A 16,534-nucleotide genomic window follows, 5' to 3' on the forward strand; every position below is an offset into this window, starting at 1 on the left:
TCTTTTTAGAATGATAGTTTTACAGTGGCTCCGTATGACCTTTGAGAAGGGTTGGTTGCAAATTCACCAAATTCACTACGAATACCTCGACCATAGGTCGTTGTTTCTGGATCAACATAAGTATTGTCGCTTGGAGTCCATAAGAAAAGGTTCTTTCCGTATAAAGAAAACGACATAGAGCTTAAACCTACGGATTCAACAAAGGACTTAGGTAAGCTGTAACCTAAAGACATTTGACGTAATCTAATGAAAGATTTGTCAATAACAGATTCACCTTCGATAGCGGGATTGTTAGAAGCATTGTAAAAACCAGTGACATCTTCGTAATCTACGTACGTTGAATTTTCACTGTATGTACCATCACCATTATCTACAACTGAATTAGGGATAATGAAAGGCTGTCTGTCGTTATAAGTGGTTTCCTGAGCGTTTCCAACAAAATAACTTAGGCGTTTAGTGTAAGAATACATTTTTCCTCCTTTTTTCCAATCCCAATTAAAAGAGAATTTGAAATTTTTATAGGTAAATGAGTTTTGCAATCCCATTACGAAATCCCTTTGTGATGACCCTAAATAATCTTCTTCACCATCGTAAGTGTAATAACCTGTATCGGCGTCGGCTATTATTTGACCGTCTTCCGTTGTGTCAGGTGTTGGCCCATAAAATGCACCAAGTGGTTTCCCTTTTTCGGCATAGAAGTTTATGTTGTAGGCACTATAGATGGAAATTTTATCTTGGTCACCGGCAACATCGGTAACTTCACTTTCGTTTTTAGTGAAAGTATATGTTAAGTCCCATTTAAAATCGTTGGTAACAATTGGTCTTGCTGTCAACGTAAGTTCTACACCTCTATTACGAAGGTCTACAAAGTTTCCTGTTATACTTGAATATCCTGTTGATCTAGGTACATCAAGACTTACGATAAGGTCGTCTGTCTGACGATTGTAGAAGGCAACATCCAATCCTAACCTACTGTTAAAGAATCGGCTTTCAAAACCTAACTCTACTTCTGTAGTTGTTTCAGGTTTTAATTCTTGGTTTTCGATAGTTCCTAAGATTTCATAACTGTTGATGCCTCCAAATGGGTATTCTATCGCACCAAAGTAACCTTGGTTATATGCTTGGCCTGCAGTAGAATAGATTTGATACATGTTGGTATCGTTACCTATTTGAGCCAAGCCCCCTCTTAATTTTATAAATGATGAATTTGTATCTAATACAACCGCAGCCAATGAAGCGGAAGGATAGAAGTAAGAGTTATTTTCTACTGGTAGTGTAGATGAAAAGTCATTCCTAGCAGTTAAGGTTAGGAAATATTTGTTTTGGTAACCAAATTCAGCACTTCCGTACAAACCAAAAACCCTTCTGAGGTAATCGTTTTGTGTTAATGATGGGGTAGAGGCTGAGTTGCTCAATTCATAATAATCCGGTAAATCCAAATCAGTTACAACAACTGATAAGTTGTCACCGCTTCGTTGGTTGTAGTTATAACCAATTAAAGTACTTAAAGTAAGATCATCACTAAGGTCTTTGTTGTAATTGATGTTGAAATAAGCATCTAATTCTTTGTTAGTGTACTTGTATTCCCCAACAGCACCAACAACTTCATTGGCACCTGCCAAATTTTGAGGGGAGCCTTCTATATATTCTATAATGGCTCCGGTTCTTTTAATGTATTCATTTTCAACATCACCACCTACTTGAAAAGTAAAGCTCAAATTATCATTGTAACGATATTGAAGATTAACATTACCGAAGAACCTATCCTTAAGCGAATGAACTTTATTGCTTTCTAAAGTTGTATAAGGATTGGTTGCGTAAGGTGTGTAAAAATAACTGGGTGTATTGAAGATATTGGATTGGTCTTCCATGTCGACAAGACTAACGTCATTCGGCATTTGTATCAATTCTTGCATAAGAGATTTACCAAAACTGGCATCGTCACCTTGACCCGTAGGAACGGCCCATTGATCTTTGTGTGTGTAGTTGGCCGTAGCTTGTACACTAAGTTTGTCAAAGTTCATTCCAGCTGTAAGTCCAAAGTTATCTTTTTCAAAAGAATCTGAATCTGTTGGGAATACACCATCAGAATCCACTCTTGAATAAGTGAATGAAACATTGGAATTTTCACCGCCACCTCCAATAGTAATGGAGTTAGTGTATGTGTTGCCAACATCGAAGAACTCCCTTAGGTTGTCTTCTAGGGCCTCATAAGGTTTAATAAGTTGTGTATTGTCCACGATTCGACTCCATGCTCTCATTTCTCCGTCAAAAGCAGCACCCCAAGATCCATTTTCGTTACTTGCAGCGGAAGATCCTTCCCCGGTTACATTGGAGTATGATTGTCCTGACCAACCTGTTCCGAATTGTTGTTGTGAATCGACAAGTTTACCTACTTCGCTATAATCTATTGAAGAAGATATGGATACATTGATTTTACCTTTACCCTTTTTTGTGGTAATTAAGATTGCACCATTCGCAGCTCGTGATCCGTAGAGTGCAGTTGCTGAGGCACCCTTTAAGAAGTTAATACTTTCGATATTGTTCGGGTCGATATCAACGAGACCGGAACCAACGTCAAAAGAACTGGTTGACCCTGAAGAACCATTTGCTTGGTCCAATATAGGTGACCCGTCAACAATATAAAGAGGGTTGTTGCTTCCAGTAATCGAGCCAAATCCCCTTGAGACAACTTTAACTGAGGCACCAGGTTGTGAAGGAGCGGAAATATCTACACCGGCAACTTTACCTGAAAGGGTTTCAAAAGGGTTGGATGTTGCAACTTCGGTCAACTCATCTGAGTCGACTTTTGTAGTAGCGTAACCAACTGATCTAGCTTGTTTTTTGACACCAAAGGCGCCAACCACAATGACTTCCTCCAAAGCTTGTGCATCCTCCTCCATCTGAACACTTATTGTACTGGAACTGCCTATGGTTTGGTTTTGGTCTTTATAGCCAATGTAAGAGAAAACCAATGTTTGTCCTACGTTAGCCTTAATGACGTAATTACCATCAAAGTCAGTTTGCGTACCACGAGTGGTATTTTTAATTAAAATGTTGACCCCGGGCAATGGTAGACCGTCTTGGTCCGTGACATTACCGGAAATCGATTTCTCTTGTGCAAAAGAAATGTGCACAACAAGCGCTAAAATTAGCGCTAGGATTCCACTTAAATTTGTTCTCATTTTTTATAATTATTTGATTTAGCAAAGGCAAAATTCACAAATTCACGTTAATATTCCTATAAATGTTAGTTAAACATTAAGGAAGTGTTGTGAAAATTATAACATTGTTAGTTAAATGTGTTTAGCATTATTATATATACAATAAATAACGATATAAATAAAAATACAATAAAAAAAAGCCCTTATAATTAAGAATATGGCTAATTAATTGAATTACAGCGGTTTATTTTTGTTGATACAATAATTGATATAATTGCTTAAAAACAATAAATTAACATAAGAAATAAACAAAATATAAAGAAATAAGCTCAGTTGCTCATTAAGTGTTGTTAATAGGTGCGATTGTTGAGAATAATGGTAAATGATAATTGCTTGGCTAGGTGTTTTCTGAATTTTGTATTTCTTTGGTTTACGTTAATTGTTCTACTATATAAGTGTTATTCTACGCAAGATTTGGGTTGATATAGTTTTCAGCAATGTTAATAGTAAAGGAATTTACTGTTAAGTAAGAGGTGTCTATGGTTTAAAAAGAGGTAAAATGTTGCGATATCGTTGTTATAAATTTTTCTATTGTGTTAGGGTATTCTTTTAAATAGAGGATTCTACTTGTTCTTAGGAAGTATTTAAATTTGGTGTTTGCTGATTGGAGTTCAGCTGTAACTTTTAGTGTTAAATTATAGTTTCTTGGTTTAATAGTAAGATATCTGGTTTGGAAGTGTTGTGATGTTTTGTGGCTAAGCTTCGAATGGAGTATATTTCATTTTGTTAGATGTCATATTTATTTTTCTATTGTTTAGTTGCTAAATACATATCTAATTAAGGCATAAAAAAACCATTCAGTTGTATCTGAATGGTATTTGTTTTTAAATATTTGCTTTATATTAAGGAAGTGAATTGTAGTAATCGATTAAAGTAATAGCATCCTTTTCTTCTTCTAAATTTAGATTGTTTGTTTTTATGTATTTTTTGAGTCTATCTTGGTTTTCTGGGAAAAGCTTTATGAATTTACCTTTTTTTAGTTTAATTTCAAAAGGAGCTTCATTGCCAAACTTTAAAAAATAGTTTTCATATGCTAAGAATTTAGCTGGAGTTGCTTTATGAAAACTTGTTTTTGCCTCTTGTGCAGGTTTCACTTTTTTGTATTTTCTTAAGAAAAGACTGGCTTTTGGTCCTTCTGATTTAATGATAAAAAAACCTTTTTTAATTTCTCCATTTTCATCAATATAATTTAAGGGTCTATAACTATCACCAGCTAAGTTTACCCTTAAATAGTCAGCTTTATTTAGGAATCCGGGTCCTTCTGCATTGCTGATTTCAAATTCATCGGCAAATGAATGATATCGCATTAGGTACTCCCCAAGTTCTATGCTGTCTTTGTACATTAGTCTGCCCTTTAAAAAATTTTCATTTAGATAAGGGTTGCCTTCAATTTCGGAGAGAGACAGCTCATTGTTGTTTTTTTGTTTCAAAACATCCTGTAATAAATCCCTGCCCCTTAGAACATTGTTGGCGGCTAAATTAGCCTCAAAGTTCGCATTGGATTGTCGACCATTGACATTGCCATATTGGGCAAAATTCGTAGCTGAAGTTAAAAGTGCTATAAGGCATACAGGAATGATTTTTTTTAGTTTGATCATAATTAATGTGTTTTATAATGGGTTGTTAATCAAATAATAAGCTCAAAAATCGGGCCAACATCTAGTTTTCATGGACAAAAAATTTAAACTTATCGAATTTCATTTAAATTGAAATGAGTTAAGTATAAAAGGTTTTGATTTGAATAAATTTAAGCATATTCTTTTTATTTAAATAAGGGTGTACTTGCAGGAAAATAAAATAGAATGTAAATATATTGGTAGTAGTATACTATGTATTTCAAGAAGAGGTATTGTATATTGACTCCTAACTCTTCTTAATGCCTTATTAAGTGGAGGTTGTTTTTATGATAAAGTATTTTTCCAAAAAAACATTAATCGTTATAGGATTTAGGGGGTAAAATATACTTATGAAATGGTCATATAGGGAAATACAATTATTAATTTAAAATTAGTTGTTAGGCATGTTTTTTAGGTTTAATTCCTAAAATAAAAAAGCCGTTCTAATACTAGAACGGCTTAATTATTTTAGGTATAATATGTTATACCTAATTATTATTCATTACATAAGTTCAGTGGGATTAATCCTTCACCAGAGCCTACACCATATGAAGCTATCAAATTACCACTTGGGGCGTAGATTTGAAATGATATTTCTGCGTAAAAATCACCTGGGAAATACCAATCTGCGGATGTAAGACCTTCAGGAATTGTTACCGTCGTAGTTCCGGCAAATCCGTCACCGGCTGTACAATCATAGGTTGTTTCGTATGCAGAGCAAAGACCTGCTTCAAGTATTTCTCCATTAGATAAGGTAATGGTGATACCAGGTCCTCCATTCCCGTTAGAAGTCTGCCAACCGTCACCATATGAATCTTGCATTACAAGAGTATAATCGCCAGCAGGTGGGGAAGGTAAGACGCAAACAACAGTATTGTCATACCTAAACCCAGAAGCAAAGAATTGACCTGTTACGTTACCATTTACGTTGGTGCTTGTGTAAACGGATCCGTCTTCTAAAATCATTGCTAAACGCACTCTGATAATGTCACCTCCATCTACCTTTGGTAGGTTGTCCCCGATGTTTAAAGCGGAAATCGCTTCGGCACCAGTAAAAGATACCGTGTATCTAGGTTTTCCACTTTCACTCGAAATAGTAAATTCGGAAGCGGATACGGTGGTGAATAGAACATCTGAAATGCTGATGTCTTCATCATCAAGTTCCGTTTCGGTTTCGCCATCACGGTCAACAAAATTATCGACTAAGGAAATATATACCTCCATAGAAGAGAATCTGGTATTGTTCTGAAAATCATCTGCCTCGACTTCTACAAAAAACTCAGAACTTCCTGGGTCATTTTTATTGATGTTAGCAGGGCTAACCAAATCAATAGTTCTTAAAACTGCTGCTTGTTCCAATATATCTAATGGAAACGGGTTCTTATCCTCATCCTCGCAGCCGAATATCAAGACCAATAGAGGTAGAAATAAGAAAAGTTTATTTATTTTTTTCATGATTATATTTTTTTCTTAAAATTATTTTTATTCCAATGTTGGTCCACCTTCAGCCCAGAAAACACGAACTGCTTGGCTAGCTTTTTGGCTTGCGCTTGAGTTTTGATTTACCAATTCATCTGGATAAAGGAAAGAATTGATGAAATCACCAGGGCTCTCTAATAAAGTAGGTTGCATATCTGATGGGAAACCTGTTCTTCTATACGTGTTATAGGCTTCTACACCGTTTCCAAAAAGGGCTTTGAAATATTCGTTAACAACAATTTCTACCCTGTCCTCGCCAGACGCGGCATCGTAAGCTGCTAATACGAAATTCACATATCGATCAACATCATCAGCGTCAGGTACATATAGGTCTCGAACGGTTTTTTCTTCATCTACATCTTCTGTGTCCGGGTCATCAGCTACAACAATGTCTTCTAGATAATCAACACCTTCACCAACTGCTTGGACTTTGGCAATCGAGGCTCTAACTCCAGCTTCAAGATAAGCTCTTGCATCTCCGGTAACCCCTGCTGTTAATACACCTTCGGCCAACATAAAGTTGGTAAAAGAAGATAGCATTATCGGAGATAGACCGGCACCTTGTAAACCTATGTTCCTTCCTGGTATAGCTTCGCCTCTACTGTCGTCAAATAAGCCACCTATTGGGTATACGCCCCAAGTTGATCTAATACCGCCATCTGGTGGAATACCATCGTCATCTGCATGGTCACGTCCCCAATACCCATCTCCAGGATTACAGAAAACATCGCTAGAAGAGTAATGGGAAGGTCTTGGTTGTGTTATACATTCTGCTTCGTTCGGGTCTTCAGTGAAATCTAAAGATTGTCTATAGAAGTAATATCTAGTTCTAGGGTCGGTACCACCGTATTCATCTTTTATCCTAACCATATATGAATTGGACATATAATCGGCAACATCGGCAGCAACGTTAAAGTTACGTGCAAAGATTGGGTGTCTACTATCTGGGTTGGCATCTGTCGTTGAATAAGTAAATGCAAAATCGTCGGCTTCCGATAATATTAAATTTCCACCATTCACCAAACTATTGATTTTACCACCAACGCTAGAGTCTACTAAACGAGTTTGGATGTATAATTTCAATTTTAATGTATTTACGAATTTTATCCATTTAGCTTCGTCTCCACCATAAAATAAATCAGATGTTGGGCCTGTAAGCTCTTCTTTATTGAATTCTGCCAAGGCTTCATCAAGTAAAGATTCTACTGCTGAATACACAGCGGCATCATCATCTAATGCAGGGTTGGTGTTATCGGCGCCCGCTAAAGCTTCTGAATAGGGTATGTCGCCATAGTTGTCTACAAGGGTCATAACCACGTATGCCTCAATTGCCTTACCTATACCTATATGGGTATAGAGTCCTGCTTCTTCAGCAACTTCCTCCATAGCTCTAATATCAGCAAGAACTTCGGCATACGCTTCTGTCCAATTTTCGTCGAAATCACTACCTGCGTATGCATTGGTATATGTAGGGCCGAACATATGTAACATTCTTGTTACTTCCATTCCTTGTTCTGATATTCCTTGGGTATCACCATCGAAAAAGGTCGCTAATCCTATTTCTACTGAATTAAGGAATAAGTCAGCGTCTGCTTGGGAAGGTGTCAGTGCATTAGGATTGTCTAGAATTTGCAACTCCGTTGTTTCGCAGGAGTTGAAACCAAAGGATAGCATTAGTATGCCTAAGCCTTTGGATATATGTTTTTTATATTGTCTTAACATTTTCTTTAAGTTTATAAAGTTTATTATTAAAATGTTGCTTTAACACTAAGTCCATATCTTCTAGAGCTAGGTCCTGTGATATAGTCAATCCCCTGTCCGTTTCCAACTCCTGTACTTAGGGTGTTCGTGTCAAATCTTACATCTTCCGGGAAATTAAATGCTTTATACCAAATGTTGTTTCCACTTAATGTAAAACTAAGTTTGCCAAAAGGGGTTTTGTCTAAAAATTTGGCAGGTAAATCATAACTAAGACTAACTTCGTTCAATCTTAGGGTGGATCCATCATAAATTTGTAAATCGTTACCGTCACTAAATCCGATTGTATTGAATCCAAGTGTTGTTGCAGTTACTTGGATGTTATTAGGAGAACCATCTTCTAAAACTCCAGGGAGGATATAAGTAGACTCGCGGTCAATTCCTGCAACGGCTACCGTACCACGGCCCAATAAAGTAGCTGCAGTTTGGGAGAAGATATCCCCGCCATGACGATATAATACGTTTGCGGAAAGAGTAAAGTTCTTAAAAGTGAAAGTCGAAGTAATACCGGCATTCCAATCTGGGTTGGGGTCGCCAATAACTTCTAAATCATTTCCAACCAAGTATTCTCCACTTGCCGCTACGATTCTATTTCCTGCGTCATCTTTTAAAGTTGCACGGCCTAGTAGGACACCGTAAGGCTGACCTTCGATAGCGTAGTTAGCTGGACGGCCTCCAATAGAACTGGTTAGAACGATTTGTTCAGTACCTGCAGGGAGCTCTGTGATTACACTTTCATCTGCAAAGAAATTTCCTGCAAGGTTCCATCTAAAGTTTGGAGTACTTATTGGTGTAAAATCAAAATCAACTTCAATACCTTTGGTTTCCAATGAACCTGCATTGATCCTTGTTACGGTGAAACCTGTTGAAGGATCAAGATTTTGATCGGTTATCAAATCCTCAGCGGTCTTTTTATAAACACTGACATTCAATGATAATCGGTTTTGGAAAAATTGGGCATCGATACCCGCTTCCAATTCTGAAACGGTTTCTGCTTTTAGATTCGGATTACCTAATCGGTTAGATACCGCATTACTGGATAAAACACTACCTGCAGACGTAACAAAATCCCTAGATGTTAAGGCTAATGTGTTCCTTGTACCATAAGGGTCAGGGAATCCTGCCGAAGTACCGTAACCTACTCGCATTTTAAGACTGCTCAGGAAGTTTTCACTAATCATACCATCTATAAATTTAGTGGGTATAAAAGAAAGACTTGCCGCAGGATAAAAGATGCTATAATTATCACGTTCCAAAGTAGAACTCCAATCATTACGGGCCGCAAGGTTCAAGAAAAGTCCTGATTTATAGCCTAGGGTAATATCAGCATAAATACCTGTTTGGTTTTCTAATTGTTCGCGGGCAATGTCCAAACCGGTAAAACTGTTTACTGTTGAGTGGTTAACGAAGTTAAAATGTTTAAGTACACCAAAAGCCAATTGATCTGTGCTTTCAACCCCGTCCCTGAAGAAAGAATCCTGACGGGAAGAAGCTCCTAGAACTGCCTGTAAATTCAAATCTTCGCTAAAGTCTTTATTATAACTAAAGTTAACGGCATGGTTCCATATCTTATTCTTGACAGTGGTAGTTCTATAGATACCCGTTGGGTCGCCATCAACACCACCAGCATTTTGACCATAAGTTCCGAATTCCGTGTAGGTATCAAGTCCTAGTTGGTATGATACGCCAAGATTTTCAGTAAGTTGGTAATTAAAACTTAGATTTCCATAAACACGTTCCGTATTTTGAGTTGTCTTGGCATTTGCCACGGTCCATCTTGGATTTTGAATATCGTTACCGGAACGGTAATAGATACTTCGTCCATCAGCAGTTTGATATGGAAGTCCGAATAAGTCAACTCCTCTTGGTGTGTACATTACATCACCAAATACTGATGAACCGTCACCAACGGTACCACTACCTGCGGATGCAGAGATTGGAGGGGTTCTATAATCGGTATTTGCATAATTCAATGTACCGCTAACGGTAATCTTGTTAGTTAAATTAGCAGAACCACCGATTCCGATGTTATTCCGTATTACCTTGTTTCCAGGGGTAAAACCTTTGTCCTCTAAATGACCCATGTTCACATTATAAGTGGCATTTTCAGTAGCTCCCCTTAAGTTGATTGAATTAGTGGAAACTCCACCGGTTCTAAAAAATTGCTGTACGCTGTTATAGTTTTGGTATCGGTAGTTGGAGGCTGCTAAATCTTCAAACCCAACGATTAAAGATTGGTCAGCAATAGCATCAAATGGGTGTCTAACTAAAACTGTGCCATCTGTGTCAATTCCTCTAAAGTTCGCTCCATATGGAAATTCTCTAGTGTCTGCGAAATCAGGTCCCCAGTTACTGAAGAAAAAACCGAAAGCTTGATGAAAACCACCGCCATATTGTGTTTGGAATTTAGGGAGTACGGCTTCACTAATAAAATAGGAAGAACTGGCTGTTACCTCTAGTTTCTTCGCGGTTGCTTTTGAACTCCCACTCTTTGTGGTTATAAGTACAACACCATTTCTACCTCTTTCTCCGTAAAGTACTGTTGCACTTAATCCTTTAAGTACTTTAACGTTTTCAATGGAATTAGGATCTAAATCCAAAAATCTACTGGATTCTCCCGCGCTGTCAAAAAAATCGGATTGTTCGTTAGCGCCACCGTCAAAAGGAACACCATCTACAATAAAAAGAGGTTGGTTGCTTCCTGATAATGAGGTGTAACCCCGTATGATGAAATTGGTACCCGAACCAGAAACACCGTTGGTAGCGGTTATGTTTACACCTGCGGCTTTACCTTGAAGTATTCTACCGATATCGCCTTGTGCGCGTTCCTCGATTTGTTCTCCGCCAACGTCACTAACAGCATAACCTAAGGAACCGGCTTCCCTTTTAATGTTTTGAGCAACAACAACAACCTCTTCAAGTGCTTGTGCGTCATCTTCCATTTGGATGCTAATAGTGTTGCCAACACCAATAACTTTTCTTACGTCTTTTTGACCTACATAAGTAAAAAGGAGTGTTTGTCCTTCCGAAGCACTAATTGAATAGAGTCCGTCAAAATCGGACTGTGTTCCAGTTGTGGTGCCAAGTACAACAACATTGACCCCCGGAAGCGGCAGACCATCTTGGTCTGTTATCGTACCGGAAATCGTTTTTTCCTGTGCAAACGTAATGTGCACAACAAACGCCAAGAGCAGCGTTAAGATTCCTCTTAAATTTGTTTTCATTTTTATAATATTTGAATTAGTTGGCGGCTAAAATCTTAATATAAAGTTAATAATGCAAGTTTATTTTAATAATATTTTAGGTTTTTGTGTAAATAATGCAACTAATGTAATATGAATTGTTATAAAATAGGGATAGTTTAAAATAATTTGAGCAAACTGAGGAAATGGTAAAAAACATTGAAAAGCTCAGCAAAAAGTAAGATAAATTACAATAAAGTATGCATTTAATGTAGCGTGGGATTTTGAGTTAATAGTAAGGAAGACAACGTTGTTCTGAAAACGGGCCAAGGCCAATTGAAGAACGTGGTCAAAAAAAACTTCAAAATTAATTCATATGTGTTTGAATTATAATGAAATATTACTACATTTGCCAGCCCTTAAACGAAGGGTAAAATATTTATACATTATATATAGTATGCCAACAATTTCACAATTAGTACGAAAAGGAAGGGCCTCGATTACCAAGAAGAGTAAATCGGCTGCTTTGGATTCGTGTCCTCAAAGGAGGGGTGTATGTACTAGGGTATATACAACTACTCCCAAGAAGCCAAACTCTGCAATGCGTAAAGTTGCAAGGGTAAGGTTGACCAATGGAAAGGAAGTGAACGCTTACATTCCAGGTGAAGGACACAACTTGCAAGAGCACTCGATAGTATTGGTAAGAGGCGGAAGAGTAAAAGATTTGCCAGGTGTTAGATATCATATTGTCCGAGGTGCCTTGGATACTGCTGGTGTTGCTGGAAGAACCCAGCGTAGGTCTAAGTATGGAGCAAAAAGACCTAAGAAGTAATCTAAACTTTTTTAAAAGACAGTAATGAGAAAAAGACAGGCAAAGAAAAGACCGATATTACCAGATCCAAGGTTTAACGATCAATTGGTGACTCGTTTCGTCAATATGATGATGTGGGACGGTAAGAAGTCAGTGGCATTCAGTGTATTTTATGATGCGATAGATATTGTAGAATCTAAAAATACGGATGAGGAGAAAACGGCATTGGAGTTGTGGAAAGACGCGCTTTCCAATGTTATGCCTCATGTAGAGGTAAGAAGTAGGAGAGTTGGTGGGGCTACCTTCCAGATTCCTATGCAAATCAGACCGGACAGGAAAATTTCCACAGCAATGAAGTGGCTTATCAGTTTTGCGCGTAAGCGTAATGAGAAAGGTATGGCCCAAAAGTTGGCTGCTGAGATTTTGGCGGCTTCAAAAGAAGAAGGCGCTGCTGTTAAGAAAAGGGTTGATACGCACAAGATGGCCGAAGCAAACAAAGCATTCTCTCACTTTAGATTTTAATCAGAAATGGCAAGAGATTTAAAATATACAAGGAATATAGGTATTGCAGCGCATATTGATGCTGGAAAAACTACGACTACCGAACGTATTTTGTTTTATACGGGGGTTAGTCATAAGATAGGAGAGGTGCACGATGGTGCTGCCACTATGGATTGGATGGAGCAGGAGCAGGAACGTGGTATTACCATTACTTCTGCTGCGACAACATGTGAGTGGAACTTCCCAATGAAGAATGGTAAGGTTACTGATGAGACAAAACCTTATCATTTTAATATTATTGATACTCCGGGACACGTTGATTTTACTGTGGAGGTGAATCGTTCATTGCGTGTTCTTGATGGATTGGTCTTCTTGTTCAGTGCTGTTGATGGTGTTGAGCCTCAGTCTGAGACGAACTGGAGGTTGGCAGACAACTATAAGGTTCCAAGGATTGGTTTCGTTAATAAGATGGACCGTCAAGGGTCTAACTTTTTAATGGTTAGCAAGCAGGTAAAGGAAATGTTAGGTTCCAATGCTGTGCCTATTGTTTTGCCTATTGGTGAAGAAGCTGATTTTAGGGGTATCGTTGATTTGGCCAAAAACAGGGCCATTATTTGGCACGATGAGAATTTTGGTTCCACCTTTGATGTTGTGGATATTCCAGAGGAGATGAAGGAAGAGGTACATGAATACCGTGCTGCCTTGATCGAAGCCGTAGCGGAGTATGATGAAAACTTAATGGAAAAATTCTTCGAGGATGAAGATTCCATTACTGAAGAAGAAGTACATGCTGCATTAAGGGCTGCCGTTATGGATAGGGCTATTATTCCTATGATTTGCGGTTCTTCATTTAAAAATAAAGGGGTTCAGTTTTTATTGGATGCCGTTTGTAGGTATTTGCCTTCTCCTTTGGATAAGGATGATATCGTTGGTATTAATCCCGATACGGAGAAGCCAGAAACCCGTAAGCCAGATGTAAAGGAGCCATTTGCTGCTTTGGCGTTCAAAATTGCGACCGATCCTTTTGTGGGTAGGTTGGCTTTCTTTAGAACTTATTCTGGAAGATTGGATGCTGGTTCGTATATTTTGAACAATAGGTCTGGTAAAAAAGAACGAATTTCTCGTATATACCAAATGCATTCCAATAAACAAAATGCTATCGATTATATCGAAGCAGGGGATATAGGTGCGGCCGTAGGTTTTAAAGATATTAAAACCGGGGATACCATGTCGGCTGAAAAACATCCTATCGTACTTGAAAGTATGGATTTTCCTGATCCTGTAATTGGTATAGCTGTTGAGCCTAAAACCAAGGTTGATGTGGATAAATTGGGTATGGCTTTGGCTAAATTGGCTGAAGAGGATCCAACTTTCCAAGTAAAGACCGACGAATCTTCAGGTCAAACAATTATATCCGGAATGGGAGAGCTTCATTTAGATATTATCGTTGATCGTTTAAGACGTGAATTCAAAGTAGAGGTAAACCAAGGTGAACCTCAGGTAGAGTATAAAGAAGCACTTACCAAGACTGCATCACATAGGGAAACTTATAAAAAGCAATCCGGTGGTAGAGGTAAATTCGGTGATATTGTATTTGAAATGGGGCCTGCTGATGAGGATTTCGAAGGAGATGGTCTTCAGTTTGTTGATGAAATCAAAGGTGGTCGTATTCCAAAAGAATTTATACCGTCCGTAGAGAAAGGTTTTATCGCGGCAATGAAAAATGGCCCTCTTGCAGGGTATGAAATGGATACCATGAAGGTTGTGCTTAAAGACGGTTCTTTCCACCCAGTGGATTCGGATGCATTGTCTTTTGAGTTGGCTGCAAAAATGGGTTATAAAGCGGCAGGTAAAGCTGCTGGTGCCGTAATCATGGAGCCTATTATGAAGCTTGAGGTATTGACTCCTGAAGAAAACATGGGTGATATCGTTGGGGATTTAAACCGAAGAAGGGGTACTATTTCAGATATGAGTGATAGGGCCGGTTCTAAAGTTGTAAAGGGTACTGTGCCTCTTTCAGAGATGTTCGGTTATGTTACTTCTTTGAGAACACTTTCATCCGGTAGGGCAACATCTACTATGGAGTTCTCGCACTATGCGGAAACACCCTCTAATATTGCAGATGAAGTAATTAAAGCAGCTAAAGGCGTAACCGCTTAATTTTAAGAAGATGAGTCAAAAAATCAGAATAAAACTAAAGTCATACGATCATAATCTAGTAGATAAGTCTGCAGAAAAAATCGTTAAAACGGTAAAGACTACGGGTGCTGTTGTTACAGGGCCAATACCTTTGCCAACGCATAAAAAGATTTTTACCGTGTTGCGTTCGCCACACGTGAACAAAAAGTCAAGGGAACAATTCCAATTAAGCTCTTATAAGCGTTTGTTGGATATTTATAGTTCTTCATCCAAAACTATCGATGCCTTAATGAAGTTAGAGCTTCCTAGTGGTGTTGAAGTTGAGATCAAGGTATAAGGATTACAGATTCCTCTTTTTTTAAGAGGAAGGGTGTTGGGCAAACATTTCAGGTAAATTGTTAGTTTCAAGACCTAAAATTTGAAAAACGGACTCTGAATGAAGTTCAGGGTAACATGTCCCAAGCTGCGTGCGAGGGAAAAACGGAATCAAAGATAAATTCAGGGCTGAATTATTTTTGGCCCTGTTTTTTTGAAAAGAATTAATAGTAATTAATAAATAGTAATAATATGTCTGGGTTAATAGGTAAAAAAGTAGGTATGACCAGCATCTTCGACGAGAACGGGAAGAATATTCCTTGTACTGTCATTGAAGCAGGGCCATGCGTAATTACCCAAGTCAGAACCGAAGAGGTCGACGGGTATAATGCCCTTCAGCTTGGTTTCGATGACAAGGCAGAAAAACGTGCAATCAAGGCCGAACTGGGCCATTTTAAGAAAGCAGGTACTTCTCCCAAGAAAAAAGTCGCTGAATTCCAAGGTTTTGAAGGTGAATACAAACTAGGGGACACCGTAGGTGTTGATGTGTTTGTAGAAGGTGAATTTGTTGATGTTATAGGAACATCAAAAGGAAAAGGTTTTCAAGGTGTTGTTAAAAGACACGGTTTTGGAGGTGTTGGACAGGCTACGCACGGTCAACATAACAGACTAAGGGCCCCTGGTTCCATCGGTGCCGCTTCTTATCCTGCAAGAGTATTCAAGGGTATGAAAATGGCCGGTAGAATGGGTGGTGAAAAAGTGACAGTTCAGAACCTGAAAGTTTTAAAAGTAGTTCCAGAGAAAAATCTTTTAGTTGTTAAAGGTTGTGTTCCTGGTCATAAGAATGCTTATGTAACCATTAAAAGGTGGCAGTAATGAAAGTAGCAGTTTTAGATATTAAAGGAAAAGAAACAGGTAGAAAGGTAGACCTTTCCGATACTGTTTTCGCCATAGAACCGAACAATCACGCAATTTACCTTGATGTTAAGCAGTATTTGGCGCATCAAAGACAAGGTACCCACAAGGCTAAAGAACGTGGTGAGATTGCCGGTAGTACAAGGAAGATTAAAAAACAAAAAGGTACTGGTACCGCTAGGGCCGGTAGTATCAAATCTCCCATATTCAGAGGTGGTGGTCGAATATTTGGCCCAAGACCTAAGGATTATACCCAAAAATTGAATAAAAATTTAAAACGTTTAGCCAGGAAATCCGCCTTGAGTCTTAAGACAAAAGAGAATTCTGTAATGGTTGTTGAGGATTTTGATTTTGATACCCCGAAAACAAAGGATTTTGTGCAAATTTTAAAGTCTTTAGGTTTGGAAAACAAAAAATCTTTAATTGTGTTGGGTGATTCAAATAATGGTGTATATTTGTCTTCGCGTAATTTGGAGCGCTCTGAAGTTGTAACTAACACAGAATTAAGCACTTACAAAATATTGAACGCAAATAATATCGTATTGTTGGAAGGTTCTTTGGAAGGAATTGAAACGAACTTAAATAAATAGGAAG

General features: G+C 38.1%; 11 protein-coding genes. 6 read left to right on the top strand and 5 right to left on the bottom strand.

Going from position 1 to position 16,534, the window contains the following annotated elements; translation table 11 throughout:
• Positions 1-5: 5 nt before the first annotated feature.
• The 5 genes from R3X28_RS15390 to R3X28_RS15410 form a co-directional block, all read right to left on the bottom strand.
• Positions 6-3,185 (bottom strand): SusC/RagA family TonB-linked outer membrane protein, encoded by a 3,180-nt coding sequence (locus tag R3X28_RS15390; protein ID WP_317665492.1) that lies wholly within the window; start codon positions 3,183-3,185, stop codon positions 6-8.
• 881 nt (positions 3,186-4,066) lie between these two features.
• On the bottom strand, positions 4,067-4,822 hold the full coding sequence (locus R3X28_RS15395) for a hypothetical protein (protein ID WP_317665494.1): 756 nt from the start codon (positions 4,820-4,822) through the stop codon (positions 4,067-4,069).
• Between the two features lie 513 nt (positions 4,823-5,335).
• Positions 5,336-6,295 (bottom strand): hypothetical protein, encoded by a 960-nt coding sequence (locus R3X28_RS15400; RefSeq protein WP_317665496.1) that lies wholly within the window; start codon positions 6,293-6,295, stop codon positions 5,336-5,338.
• A 27-nt stretch (positions 6,296-6,322) separates the two neighbouring features.
• The gene (locus tag R3X28_RS15405; protein WP_317665498.1) at positions 6,323-8,041 is read right to left on the bottom strand and encodes a SusD/RagB family nutrient-binding outer membrane lipoprotein; all 1,719 of its coding nucleotides are present in this window, start codon (positions 8,039-8,041) and stop codon (positions 6,323-6,325) included.
• A gap of 26 nt (positions 8,042-8,067) precedes the next feature.
• Complete coding sequence (locus tag R3X28_RS15410) at positions 8,068-11,301, bottom strand: SusC/RagA family TonB-linked outer membrane protein (protein WP_317665500.1); 3,234 nt, start codon at positions 11,299-11,301, stop codon at positions 8,068-8,070.
• A 415-nt stretch (positions 11,302-11,716) separates the two neighbouring features.
• On the opposite strand from R3X28_RS15410, the gene rpsL reads away from it, so the two are divergent.
• The 6 genes from rpsL (at position 11,717) to rplD (ending at position 16,530) form a co-directional block, all read left to right on the top strand.
• A complete protein-coding gene (rpsL, locus tag R3X28_RS15415; RefSeq protein ID WP_154363865.1) occupies positions 11,717-12,091 on the top strand; it encodes a 30S ribosomal protein S12 in 375 nt (124 codons plus the stop codon).
• Positions 12,092-12,115: 24 nt separating this feature from the next.
• Positions 12,116-12,592 (top strand): 30S ribosomal protein S7, encoded by a 477-nt coding sequence (gene rpsG / locus R3X28_RS15420; RefSeq protein ID WP_154363862.1) that lies wholly within the window; start codon positions 12,116-12,118, stop codon positions 12,590-12,592.
• Positions 12,593-12,598: 6 nt separating this feature from the next.
• Positions 12,599-14,731: an elongation factor G gene (fusA, locus tag R3X28_RS15425; RefSeq protein WP_317665502.1), complete on the top strand. Its 2,133-nt coding sequence runs from the start codon at positions 12,599-12,601 to the stop codon at positions 14,729-14,731.
• 10 nt (positions 14,732-14,741) lie between these two features.
• Positions 14,742-15,047 carry a 30S ribosomal protein S10 gene (rpsJ, locus tag R3X28_RS15430; protein WP_007094989.1) on the top strand — a complete coding sequence of 102 codons (306 nt, stop codon included), beginning with the start codon at positions 14,742-14,744 and terminating at the stop codon, positions 15,045-15,047.
• Positions 15,048-15,277: 230 nt separating this feature from the next.
• A complete protein-coding gene (rplC, locus tag R3X28_RS15435; protein ID WP_154363857.1) occupies positions 15,278-15,901 on the top strand; it encodes a 50S ribosomal protein L3 in 624 nt (207 codons plus the stop codon).
• Positions 15,901-16,530: a 50S ribosomal protein L4 gene (gene rplD, locus R3X28_RS15440; protein WP_154363855.1), complete on the top strand. Its 630-nt coding sequence runs from the start codon at positions 15,901-15,903 to the stop codon at positions 16,528-16,530. Before rplC ends, rplD begins: the two co-directional genes overlap by 1 nt.
• Positions 16,531-16,534 lie beyond the last annotated feature (4 nt).

Origin of the sequence: Maribacter sp. TH_r10, assembly GCF_033101095.1 — a bacterium.
GTDB classification, from domain to species: domain Bacteria; phylum Bacteroidota; class Bacteroidia; order Flavobacteriales; family Flavobacteriaceae; genus Maribacter_A; species Maribacter_A luteus.

Coding starts and splice junctions, on each gene's coding strand:
- R3X28_RS15390 (WP_317665492.1), bottom strand. CDS start 3,185: ATGAGAACAAATTTAAGTGGAATCCTAGCGCTAATTTTAGCGCTTGTT.
- R3X28_RS15395 (WP_317665494.1), bottom strand. CDS start 4,822: ATGATCAAACTAAAAAAAATCATTCCTGTATGCCTTATAGCACTTTTA.
- R3X28_RS15400 (WP_317665496.1), bottom strand. CDS start 6,295: ATGAAAAAAATAAATAAACTTTTCTTATTTCTACCTCTATTGGTCTTG.
- R3X28_RS15405 (WP_317665498.1), bottom strand. CDS start 8,041: ATGTTAAGACAATATAAAAAACATATATCCAAAGGCTTAGGCATACTA.
- R3X28_RS15410 (WP_317665500.1), bottom strand. CDS start 11,301: ATGAAAACAAATTTAAGAGGAATCTTAACGCTGCTCTTGGCGTTTGTT.
- rpsL (WP_154363865.1), top strand. CDS start 11,717: ATGCCAACAATTTCACAATTAGTACGAAAAGGAAGGGCCTCGATTACC.
- rpsG (WP_154363862.1), top strand. CDS start 12,116: ATGAGAAAAAGACAGGCAAAGAAAAGACCGATATTACCAGATCCAAGG.
- fusA (WP_317665502.1), top strand. CDS start 12,599: ATGGCAAGAGATTTAAAATATACAAGGAATATAGGTATTGCAGCGCAT.
- rpsJ (WP_007094989.1), top strand. CDS start 14,742: ATGAGTCAAAAAATCAGAATAAAACTAAAGTCATACGATCATAATCTA.
- rplC (WP_154363857.1), top strand. CDS start 15,278: ATGTCTGGGTTAATAGGTAAAAAAGTAGGTATGACCAGCATCTTCGAC.
- rplD (WP_154363855.1), top strand. CDS start 15,901: ATGAAAGTAGCAGTTTTAGATATTAAAGGAAAAGAAACAGGTAGAAAG.